This window comes from Promicromonospora sp. NPDC059942 (assembly GCF_042731755.1).
Lineage (GTDB): Bacteria > Actinomycetota > Actinomycetes > Actinomycetales > Cellulomonadaceae > Promicromonospora.
The window spans coordinates 208,484-219,324 of the sequence record NZ_JBHWLR010000009.1 but is presented as its reverse complement, the minus strand read 5'-3'; the positions used below and the strand labels follow the sequence as shown (position 1 = coordinate 219,324).

The window sequence follows — 10,841 nt, the reverse complement described above, 5'->3', positions numbered from 1 at the left end:
TTATCACAGCCCAAGAACAAAAACCTCCTCCCTCTTCTGCCTCTGTCCTCTCGCTCCTTTTCTCCTGCCGCGGTGGGGCCCCGCCCCTGCCCCCCCCCCCCCCCCCGACCCGGCCTCTCCTGTACGACCCGGCCCGGCGTGGTGTTACATGAACCCCAGGGGACGTGTTCGCGGGCCCGGCGCCGGCGCCGGGCCGCACAGTCCCGCGAGGAGGTCGCCGTGAAGAAGCTGCTGAACGATCCCGCGGACGCCGTCGCCGACTCCCTGGCCGGCTTCGCGCTCGCGCACGCCGAGCTGGTGCAGGTCAGTACGTCGCCCGTCTTCGTCAGCCGCGCCGGAGGCGCGGTCACCGGAAAGGTCGGCCTGGTCAGCGGTGGCGGGTCGGGGCACGAGCCCCTGCACGCGGGCTTCGTCGGGGACGGCATGCTCGACGCCGCCGTCCCGGGCGCCGTGTTCACCTCGCCGACGCCGGACCAGATCCAGCCCGCGATCCAGGCCGCCGACGGCGGCGCCGGGGTGCTCACGATCGTCAAGAACTACACGGGCGACGTGCTGAACTTCGAGACCGCGGTGGAGCTCGCCGAGGCGGAGGGCGTCGAGGTCGCCTCGGTGCTCGTGAACGACGACGTCGCCGTCGAGGACTCGCTCTACACCGCCGGCCGGCGCGGGGTGGCCGGCACCGTGGCCGTCGAGAAGATCGCGGGTGCCGCCGCGGCCCGTGGCGTCGACCTCGCGGGCGTGACCGCCGTCGCCGAGCAGGTGATCGCGAACGTCCGGACCATGGGCGTGGCGCTGGCCGCGCCCACCGTGCCGCACGTGGGCCGGCCCAGCTTCGACCTGGGTGAGGACGAGATCGAGGTGGGCATCGGCATCCACGGCGAGCCCGGCCGCCACCGCGTGGCCGCGGTCGGCGCCGACGAGGTCACGGAGATGCTCCTGACACCCGTCGCCGACGACCTTGCCCTGGACGGCGGCGACCGAGTGTTGCTGTTCGTCAACGGTATGGGCGGCACCCCGCTCTCCGAGCTCTACGTGGTCTATGGTCGAGCGCGGCGCCTTCTCGAGGAGCGCGGCGTCACGGTCTCCCGGTCGCTGGTGGGCAACTACGTGACGTCCCTCGAGATGCAGGGGGCATCGGTCACCGTCCTCCGGCTGGACGACGAGCTGGAGGCCCTCTGGGACGCGCCGGTGAACACTGCAGCACTCCGGTGGTGAGACGAGAAGGGTTCTGAGACATGGCGCTGGACGCGGACTGGGCGGAGCGATGGGTGCGCCGCACGGCGGACGCGATCGCGGACGCGAAGGACGAGCTCACGGAGCTCGACCGGCAGATCGGCGACGGTGACCACGGCGAGAACATGCATCGCGGCTTCCACGCCGTGGTGGCGCGGCTCGACGACCCGGCGGCCCAGCCCGGCGCCGCGGACGAGCGGACCGTCGGTGACGTGCTCAAGCTCGTGGCGACGACCCTGATGTCCACGGTGGGCGGCGCGTCCGGCCCGCTGTACGGCACGGCGTACCTGCGCGCGGCGAAGGTCTCGGGCCGCCCGCAGATCGACCCGCCCGCCGTCGTCGCGGTGCTGGAGGCCGCGCTGGAGGGTGTGTCCTCGCGCGGCAAGGCGACGGTGGGGGAGAAGACGATGGTCGACGCGTGGCAGGCGGCGGTCGACGCGGCCGAGGCCGCGGCGGGCGACGGCGGCTCCGAGGTGGACGTGCTGCGCGCGGCGGCCGAGGCGGCGGACAAGGCGGCGACGGGCACCATCCCGATGGTCGCGACCAAGGGCCGGGCCTCGTACCTCGGCGAGCGCAGCGCGGGTCACGAGGACCCGGGCGCACGCTCCACAGCACTGGTCCTGGGCGCGGCGCTGGCCGCCGCTCTCGCCGGTCCGGAGTCCGCCGACCCTCGCGGCGCGGCATGACGGCGCGGGTCGCGCTGGTCCTCGTCTCGCACTCCGCCGAGCTGGCCCGCGGGGCCGCCGAGCTCGCCGGGCAGATGGCACCCGACGTCCTGGTCCGCGGCGTGGGCGGCGGGCCCGACGGCGGGCTGGGAACCTCGCTCGACGCGATCCAGCAGACCCTGGAGGAGGTTCTCGCGGCCCTCGCCGACGCGGGCGCGAGCGGTGGCAGCGGCGTCGTCGTGCTCGGGGACCTCGGGTCCTCGGTGCTGACGGTCGAGGCGGCCCTGGAGCTGGACGACACGCTGGCCGAGCACGCGGTGCTGGCGCGCGCGCCGTTCGTCGAGGGCGCGGTCGCCGCGGCCGTGACGGCGCACGGCGGGGCCGACCGGGACGCCGTGCTGGCGTCGGCGAACGCGGCGGTCGGGATGTTCGCGGCGATCGAGGCCGCGCAGTCGCCCGGGGCGGGCGAGCCGTCGTCCGCCGGGGAGCCCGCGGGCACGCGCACCGTGACCGTCCGCAACCCCCTGGGCCTGCACGCCCGCCCGGCGGCGCTGGTGTCGCGCAAGGTGGCCGAGCTGGGCGCGAGCGTGACCATCGACGGCGTGGACGCCTCCAGCGTGCTCCAGCTCATGGCGCTGGGCGCCACGCAGGGGCGCGAGCTGCGCGTGGAGGCCACCGGCGACGGCGCCGCGGAGGCCGTGACGACCGTCGTGGAGATGATCGAGTCCGGGTTCGGCGAGGTGTGACCGCGGTCTCATCTTTTTGCAGTTGATGAAATTTTGCGCGGGGTGCAAGAATTGACGCATGGCCCCCACCTCGTCGCGCGAGACCGTCGCGCCCGCTGAGCCCGGATCCAGCCCGGACCTGCGCGAGCTCGTGTCCGCGCTGGAGGGCTCGCCCGCGGAACAGGGCCTGCGCGAGCGCAAGAAGCGCGCGCGGCGCGCGGCGCTGATCGACGCCGCGCAGAACCTGGTCGCCGAGCACGGCCTGGACGCCGTGACCGTCGAGATGATCAGCGCCGAGGCGAACGTCTCGCCCCGCACGTTCTTCAACTACTTCGAGTCCAAGGACGACGCCGTGCTCGGCGCGGAGGACACCGGCCTGCCGGAGGACGTCATCCGCACCTTCGTCGAGGGCGGCCCGACGGGCCGGCTGCTGTCCGACCTCCAGGTCGTGGTCGCCGCCCTGCTCGCGCCCGCCGGCGAGGCCCACGACCGGGTCATGCGGGCCATGGACCTCATGCAGCAGGAGCCTGCCCTGCTGCGCCGCCACGTGGTCTGGATGGACCGGCACAAGAGCCGGCTCGGCGAGCTCTTCGAGGCCCGCCGGGCGACCGTCCCGTTCACCACGGACGCCGAGCTGCTCACGATGCTCGTCCTGCTCATGCTGCGCACCGCGCTCGTCGCCTGGGAGCACGCCGGCTACACCGGCAACCCGGCCGACCACCTGCCTGTCGCCGTCGCGCAGCTCGTCGACCTCGTCGCGGCCGACCTCGAACGCTGAACCTCCCGCTCCTCCCGCACCTCCCGCACCTCGCCCGACCTGACCCCCAGAAAGGCACCTCCATGAGCCACGCCGTGACCACGGCGCCGGACAAGCCGCTGGTCGTACTGAACCAGCGCACGATCTGGCTGATCTTCGGGGCCCTGATGGCCTCCATGTTCCTGTCCTCCCTGGACCAGACCATCGTCGGCACCGCCATGCCCACCATCGTGGGTGAGCTGAACGGCGTGCAGCACCAGGGCTGGGTCATCACGGCCTACATCCTGGCGATCGCCATCGCGATGCCGCTGTACGGCAAGTTCGGCGACCTCTACGGCCGGCGCTGGCCGTTCCTCGTGGCGGTCGGCCTCTTCGTCGTCGCGTCGCTCGGCGGTGGCATGGCGCAGTCGTTCGAGGCCCTCGTGGCCTGGCGCGCCGTGCAGGGCCTCGGCGGCGGTGGCCTGATGATCCTGTCGCAGGCGATCATCGCCGACATCATCCCGGCGTCCGACCGCGGCAAGTACATGGGCCCGATGGGCGCCCTGTTCGGCATCTCCGCCGTCGCCGGCCCGCTGCTCGGCGGCTGGCTCACCGACGGCCCCGGCTGGCGCTGGACCTTCTGGATCAACGTGCCGATCGGCATCGCCGCGTGGTTCATCGCGTACTTCGCGCTCAAGCTGCCCTCGCACCGCTCGGGCCGGCCCACCGACTGGGGCGGCATCCTGACGATGGCGCTCGGCACCACCGGCATCGTGCTGCTGACGAGCTGGGAGTCGCTCGGCCACGACGGCTACGACTGGTCCGACCCGACGCTGCTCGGTGTCCTGTTCGGCACGGCCGTGCTGGTGGGTCTTTTCGTCTTCATCGAGAACCGCGTGGCGGAGCCGCTCATCCCGCTGCGGCTGTTCAAGAACCGCACGTTCACCATCACCACGCTCATCGGCCTCGTGCTCGGCATGGGCATGTTCTCCGCCATGGCGATGCTCCCGACGTTCCTGCAGATGTCGGCCGGCGCGGGCGTCACCGAGTCCGGCCTGCTGATGCTCCCGATGATGGCCGGCGTGATGCTGACCTCGATCGTCTCCGGCTTCGCGATCTCGAAGACGGGCCGCTACAAGATGTTCCCGGTGGCCGGCCTCGCGATCACGATCCTCGGCATGATCTGGCTGACCCGGCTCGAGGGCGGCATGTCGCTCTGGCTGTTCGGCGCCATGATCTTCGTGCTCGGCGCCGGCATGGGCCTGATCATGCAGACGATCGTGCTCGCGGTGCAGAACTCGGTGGACCCGCACGAGCTGGGCACGGCGACGTCGTCGAACAACTTCTTCCGGGAGATCGGCGCGGCCGTGGGTACCGCCGCGTTCACCACCGTGTTCACGTCGCGCCTGACGGACAACCTGCAGGGCGTCTTCGAAGGCCTTCCGGAGGGTGCCGCGCCCGCGGGCGGTGGCTCCAGCCTGACGCCGCAGATCGTCCAGCAGCTCCCCGAGCCGCTGCGCAGCGGCGTGGTCGACGCCTTCGCGGACTCGCTCGCCCCGGCGTTCTGGTACCTGGTGCCGCTGGTCGTCGTCGGCCTCGTGCTCGCGCTGTTCCTCAAGGAGGTCAAGCTGTCCAACCAGGCCGGCATGGTCGCCCGCGGCGAGGCCGTCATGGAGGGCGCGACCGAGCCCGTCGCCGTGGGCGGCGGGGTCGCGGTCCTGGACGGCCAGGCCGCGCCCGACGCCGGCCGGGACGCCGGCCGGGACGGGGAACGCAAGGAGACGGATATCCTGAACCGGTGAGCAAGGACCGACCCGCCCCCGGCGACCGCATCAAGCCCAAGAAGTCCGCGCTGGTGCAGTTCACGTCCACCACGCTGCTGCTCGAGGTGTTCCTCGTGCTGTTCGCGACCCTGGTGGTGTGGGCCCTGCGCGACTCGGAGTTCGGGCGCGGCCCGCTGCGCATCGAGTCGGGCGGCGCGATCTGGGCGCTCGGCGGGATCCTCTGCCTGGTGCTGGTGATCCTGTCGCGGGCCCAGGGCACGACGACGGGCCGGGCGGCGGGCACCCTCGCCCAGCTCCCGGTGCTCGCCATGGGCCTGCTGCTGCCGATGATGTACTTCGTCGGCGGGATCTTCGTGGTGCTGTGGTTCTACGCGCTGCGGCTCGGCGCGCGCGTGGACCGCGAGCGGGCGGAGTACGACGCCGCCCACCCCGAGACGGCCCCGAACACCCCCTGAAGTCGTGTGTCAGACGCTCAGGTCACCCCGGTGACCTGAGCGTCCGACACGTTCGGGGAGGGGGCGCGGTCCCGATAGGGTTGGGCCCATGACCGACGTCGCAGAGAAGACCCTGCCCACGGAGGCCTCGACGCAGCCCGTGGCCGAGCGCACCCTCGTCCTCGTCAAGCCGGACGGCGTGCGCCGCGGCCTGTCCGGCGAGATCCTGCGCCGCATCGAGGCCAAGGGCTACACGCTGCGCGCCGTGCAGCTCAAGGACGCCACGACCGAGCTGCTGGCCGCGCACTACGCCGAGCACGAGGGCAAGCCGTTCTACGCCCCCCTGGTCGAGTTCATGATGTCGGGCCCCGTCCTGGCCGTCGTGGCCGAGGGCCAGGGCGTGATCCCCGGCTTCCGCTCGCTGGCCGGCGCCACCAACCCGACCGACGCCGCCCCCGGCACCATCCGCGGTGACCTGGGCCGCGACTGGGGCACCAAGGTGCAGCAGAACCTCGTGCACGGCTCCGACTCCGCGGAGTCGGCGGCGCGCGAGATCTCCCTCTGGTTCCCCGAGCTGGGCTGACCGCCCCCGCACCGCACGTCCGTCGAAGCGGCACCCTGCCGAGGCATCCGGGTGCCGCTTCGGCATATCCCGGCGGTACGTCCGACGTTCAGACCGCGTTCACAGTTAGGCTCACCGAGTGCATCTCAAGACGCTCACGCTCCGGGGCTTCAAGTCCTTCGCGTCGGCGACCACCCTCGAGCTCGAGCCGGGCATCACCTGCGTGGTGGGTCCGAACGGCTCCGGCAAGTCCAACGTGGTCGACGCGCTCTCCTGGGTCATGGGCGAACAGGGTGCCAAGTCGCTCCGCGGCGGCAAGATGGACGACGTCATCTTCGCCGGCACGTCCGGCCGCGCGCCCCTGGGCCGCGCCGAGGTGGCGCTGACGATCGACAACACCGACGGCGCGCTGCCGATCGACTACACCGAGGTCACGATCTCCCGCACGCTGTTCCGCAGCGGCGGTTCCGAGTACGCGATCAACGGCAACAGCTGCCGCCTGCTGGACATCCAGGAGCTCCTGAGCGACTCCGGCATCGGCCGCGAGATGCACGTCGTGGTGGGGCAGGGGCAGCTCGACGCCGTGCTCCGCGCCACGCCGGAGGAGCGCCGCGGCTTCATCGAGGAGGCCGCGGGCGTCCTCAAGCACCGCAAGCGCAAGGAGAAGGCGCTCCGCAAGCTCGACGCGATGCAGGGCAACCTGGCGCGCCTGGGCGACCTGACGGCCGAGCTGCGGCGCCAGCTCGGGCCGCTGGGCCGGCAGGCCGAGGCGGCCCGCAAGGCGCAGACCGTGCAGCGCGACCTGCGCGACGCGAAGTCCCGCCTGCTGGCCGACGACCTGGCCCAGCTCACCGCTCAGCTCGAGCAGGAGAGCGCCGACGAGCGGTCGCTCAAGCAGCGGCAGGCCGAGACCGAGGCGGCGCTGACCGAGGCGCGCGGCCTGCTGGCCCGCCTCGAGGCGGCGACGTCGGCCGAGTCGCAGCAGGTCAGCCAGGCGGGCGACACCGTCTTCGCGCTGTCCCAGACCAGGGAGCGCCTGCGCAGCCTCCAGTCGCTGGCGGGGGAGCGCGCCAGGCTGCTCGGCACCGCCGAGCCCGCGCACCAGGGCCAGGACCCCGACGACCTGGAGGCCCAGGCCGCCCGCTCCCGCGCGAGCGAGGAGGAGCTGGCCACCGAGGTCGCCATCGCGCGCGAGACGGTCGAGTCCGCCGTCGACGTCCGGGCGGAGGCCGAGGCGGCCGCCCAGGCCGCCGAGCGTTCGCACGCCGCGCTGCTGCGCGCCGCCGCGGACCGCCGTGAGGGCCTCGCGCGCCTCGCCGGCCAGGTCGCCGCGCGCCGCAGCCGGGTCGAGGCCGCGCAGTCGGAGCTCGACCGCCTGCGCGACGCGCTGCTGGAGGCCGAGCAGCGCATGGAGGAGTCCTCGGGCGCGCTCTCGGCGCTGGAGACCGAGGTCGGCGGGGTCGAGGGGGACGGCGAGGGGCTCGACGTCGCGCACGAGGCGGCGTCCGAGGTGCTGGAGCTGGCCAAGGCCGAGGTGCGGCACCTCCAGGAGCAGGTGACGACGGCGCAGCGGGACCGCAGCTCCGCGGCCGCCAGGGTCGAGGCGCTGGAGCTGAGCCTGGACCGCAAGGACGGCGCGGGCACGCTGCTCGCGGCCCACCAGCCGGGCGTCCTCGGCTCGGTGGCGGCGCTGCTGGGCATCGAGGCGGGCTTCGAGGACGCGGTCGCCGCCGCGCTCGGCCCGGTGGCGGACGCCGTGGCCGTGGCGGGCGTCGACGAGGCCGTCGACGCGCTGCGGCTGCTGCGTGACGAGGACGCGGGCCGGGCCAGCCTGGTCGTGGGCTCGGACCGGACGGCACCCGCCGTCGAGCGCCCCGCCGTCGACCTGCCCGCCGGCGCCCGCTGGGCCACCGACGTGGTCCAGGTGGCGGGTCCGGCGTCGGCCGCGCTGCGGACGATCCTGCAGGACGTCGTGGTGGTGGACGACCTCGCCCGCGCCCGCGCGCTGGTCCGGGACCAGCCGGTGGTCGCGGTGACCCGCGCCGGCGACCTGCTGGGCGCGACGCGCGCGTGGGGCGGCTCGGCCGCCGCGCCGAGCGTGCTGCACCTGCAGTCCGCCCTGGACGAGGCCAAGGCGGCCCGGGACGAGGCCGCCGCCCGTGACATCGACGGTTCGGCCCACCTGGAGCGGGCCCGTGCCGAGCGCACGGCGGCCCAGGAGCGTTACGACGAGACGCTCGCCCGGCTCGGGGAGGCCGACGCCGCCCGCGCGGCCGCCGCCGAGCAGCTCGGTTCGCTCGGCGCCGCCGCGCGGGCCGCCCGGGCCGAGGCCGACCGGCACCGGGCCGCCCTCGACCAGGCGCAGTCCCGGCGCGCCGAGGACGAGATGGAGCTCGAGGCGCTCGTCGAGCGCATGACGATCGCCGAGGAGGAGCCCGCCGACGACGAGGGCTCGGCCGACGAGCTGCAGGCGGAGCGCGACGAGGCCACCGCGGCCGCCTCGGCGGCCCGGGCGCGGGAGACCGAGGCCCGGCTTGCGCTGCGCACCGCCGAGGAGCGCGCCCGCGCCGTGTCGGGCCGCGCGCAGGCGCTGGCCGCCGCCGCGGAGCAGGAGCGCGAGGCCCGGGCCCGCGCCGCCGAGCGCGAGGAGCTGCGGCGCCGCGACGCGTCGCGCGCGGTGCTGGTGCAGCAGGCGGTCGCCGTGGCTCTGGAGGCCATCGCGCGCTCGCTGGACCGGGCCGCCGCCGACAAGGCGGCCGCCGAGGAGGCCCGCGCCGCCGGGTCGGAGCAGCTCGTCGCCGTCCGGGGGAGCGTCGAGTCGCTGACCGCCGAGCTGCGCGAGCTGACCGACGTCGCCCACCGCGACGAGGTCGCCCGCGCCCAGCAGCTGCTGCGCCTGGAGCAGCTCCAGACGCGCGCCACCGAGGAGCTCGGTACTGACCCCGAGGTGCTGGTCGAGGAGTTCGGCCCGCACCAGCCCGTCCCGGTCTTCGACGGCGACGTGGCGGTGCGCGGGCGCAAGCGCCGCGCCGTGGTCGAGCGGGACGAGGAGGGCAACCCCATCCGCTACGAGGGCGACCCGGCGCTGCCCCGCGGTGCCGCGGCCCGCGAGGACGCTCTCATCGCGCGGACGCGCGCCCTGCACGAGGCCGGGATCCGGCCGGACGACCCCGCGGCCACCGCCGTGATCGTCGCGGCGGCCGGCGCCGAGCCGGAGGAGCCCGCGGCCGAGGACGAGGTCACGCAGGCCCCGGCGGACGACGTCCCCGGGCCGCCGAAGCCGGACCGGACCGTCCCGTACGTGCGCGAGGAGCAGGAGGCCCGGCTGGCGAAGGCCGAGCGGGCGCTGTCCCGCATCGGCACGGTGAACCCGCTGGCGCTGGAGGAGTTCGCGGCCCTGGAGGAGCGGCACCAGTTCCTCGTGGACCAGCTCGCGGACCTGAAGAAGTCGCGCGAGGACCTGCTCCAGATCGTCGACGACATCGACGAGCGCGTGCAGCAGGTGTTCGCCGAGGCCTTCCAGGACACCGCGGCGAAGTTCCTCGAGATCTTCCCCCGCCTGTTCCCCGGCGGCGAGGGCAAGCTGACGCTCACCGAGCCGGACGACCTGCTGACCACCGGCATCGAGGTCGAGGCGCGTCCGGCGGGCAAGAAGGTCAAGCGGCTGTCGCTGCTCTCCGGCGGCGAGCGGTCGCTGGCGGCCGTCGCGTTCCTCGTCTCGATCTTCAAGGCGCGGCCCAGCCCGTTCTACATCATGGACGAGGTCGAGGCCGCGCTCGACGACGTGAACCTCGGCCGGCTCATCGAGATCTTCAAGGAGCTGCAGAAGGACAGCCAGCTCATCGTGATCACGCACCAGAAGCGCACGATGGAGGTGGCCGACGCCCTCTACGGGGTGACCATGCGCGGCGACGGCGTCACGACGCTGATCAGCCAGCGCATGGGCGACAGGGAGTCCGTCACCGCGTAGTGCCGCCGCTGGGTGGTAACCCGGCGTAGGGGGTGATTTTTCGCACCTCGACGTCGGGAACCTCCAGGTGTGAGGGATTTCTCCTGGCGGAACGGCGCGTGTCACACGGCGTGTCGCGGCCTTCCGCGCGGCGGTACCGGACAAGACACGACACAATAGGGACCATGTGGTGGTCGGTCATTCTGCTCGTGGTGTGCTTGGTGTTGGCCGTTGGTGTCTTCGTCGTCGCCAGTCAGATGGATGCGCCCTCGAGCAGCAACACCGAGGAGTTCTCGTTCCTTCAATGGTTCCGCTCGGGCCTCGCTCGCCTGCGCGGTGACGCCGAGCGGCGCAAGGACGGCCGCCGTCATGGCGCGTCCGCCGTCGCGACCCATGCCGTGGGCGCCCCGTCCGTGTGGGTGGGCAAGCCGCGCGTGGTCAGGCCGGACACCTCGCCCGTGGACATGGGCATGTCCGAGTTCTTCGCCGCCACGGTCGAGTCCAAGCCGGGCTACGTCGACGCCGAGGAGCTCACCGACGTGCTGAACCGGGCGCGCGACCAGGCGCAGAAGACGCTGCACGTGCCGCTGGGCACCGTGCCGCTCAAGCCGGCCAACCTCGTCCCCGGCCAGCTGCGGGCAGTGCGCCCGGTCCGCTCCGCGCAGAAGGTCACGCCGCAGAACGTCACGCAGCAGAAGGTGGCGCAGGAGCCGCCGGCCGCCGACCAGGGCCCGGCCCAGGCCGCGAGCTAGT

General features: G+C 73.6%; 9 protein-coding genes. All 9 read left to right on the top strand.

Features of this window, described 5'->3' with window-relative positions:
- Nucleotides 1-219: 219 nt before the first annotated feature.
- The 9 genes from dhaK to ACFV9Q_RS16660 all read left to right on the top strand — a co-directional run bounded on the left by dhaK (nucleotide 220) and on the right by ACFV9Q_RS16660 (nucleotide 10,840).
- Nucleotides 220-1,215: a dihydroxyacetone kinase subunit DhaK gene (gene dhaK / locus ACFV9Q_RS16700; RefSeq protein ID WP_377235321.1), complete on the top strand. Its 996-nt coding sequence runs from the start codon at nucleotides 220-222 to the stop codon at nucleotides 1,213-1,215.
- A gap of 20 nt (nucleotides 1,216-1,235) precedes the next feature.
- A complete protein-coding gene (dhaL, locus tag ACFV9Q_RS16695; RefSeq protein WP_377232209.1) occupies nucleotides 1,236-1,919 on the top strand; it encodes a dihydroxyacetone kinase subunit DhaL in 684 nt (227 codons plus the stop codon).
- Nucleotides 1,916-2,644 (top strand): dihydroxyacetone kinase phosphoryl donor subunit DhaM, encoded by a 729-nt coding sequence (gene dhaM, locus ACFV9Q_RS16690; RefSeq protein ID WP_377235320.1) that lies wholly within the window; start codon nucleotides 1,916-1,918, stop codon nucleotides 2,642-2,644. Before dhaL ends, dhaM begins: the two co-directional genes overlap by 4 nt.
- A gap of 58 nt (nucleotides 2,645-2,702) precedes the next feature.
- Nucleotides 2,703-3,401, top strand: a complete 699-nt coding sequence (locus ACFV9Q_RS16685; protein WP_377235319.1) for a TetR/AcrR family transcriptional regulator — start codon at nucleotides 2,703-2,705, stop codon at nucleotides 3,399-3,401.
- Between the two features lie 62 nt (nucleotides 3,402-3,463).
- Nucleotides 3,464-5,161, top strand: coding sequence for an MDR family MFS transporter (locus tag ACFV9Q_RS16680; protein ID WP_377235318.1), 1,698 nt, complete (start codon nucleotides 3,464-3,466; stop codon nucleotides 5,159-5,161).
- The gene (locus ACFV9Q_RS16675) at nucleotides 5,158-5,598 is read left to right on the top strand and encodes a DUF4233 domain-containing protein (RefSeq protein ID WP_377232213.1); all 441 of its coding nucleotides are present in this window, start codon (nucleotides 5,158-5,160) and stop codon (nucleotides 5,596-5,598) included. The genes ACFV9Q_RS16680 and ACFV9Q_RS16675 overlap by 4 nt, the downstream gene beginning before the upstream one ends.
- An 88-nt stretch (nucleotides 5,599-5,686) precedes the next feature.
- The gene (gene ndk, locus ACFV9Q_RS16670) at nucleotides 5,687-6,160 is read left to right on the top strand and encodes a nucleoside-diphosphate kinase (RefSeq protein ID WP_285105149.1); all 474 of its coding nucleotides are present in this window, start codon (nucleotides 5,687-5,689) and stop codon (nucleotides 6,158-6,160) included.
- A gap of 118 nt (nucleotides 6,161-6,278) precedes the next feature.
- Nucleotides 6,279-10,109 carry a chromosome segregation protein SMC gene (smc, locus tag ACFV9Q_RS16665; protein ID WP_377235317.1) on the top strand — a complete coding sequence of 1,277 codons (3,831 nt, stop codon included), beginning with the start codon at nucleotides 6,279-6,281 and terminating at the stop codon, nucleotides 10,107-10,109.
- A gap of 236 nt (nucleotides 10,110-10,345) precedes the next feature.
- Nucleotides 10,346-10,840 carry a hypothetical protein gene (locus ACFV9Q_RS16660; protein WP_377235316.1) on the top strand — a complete coding sequence of 165 codons (495 nt, stop codon included), beginning with the start codon at nucleotides 10,346-10,348 and terminating at the stop codon, nucleotides 10,838-10,840.
- The last annotated feature ends 1 nt before the right edge of the window (nucleotide 10,841 follow it).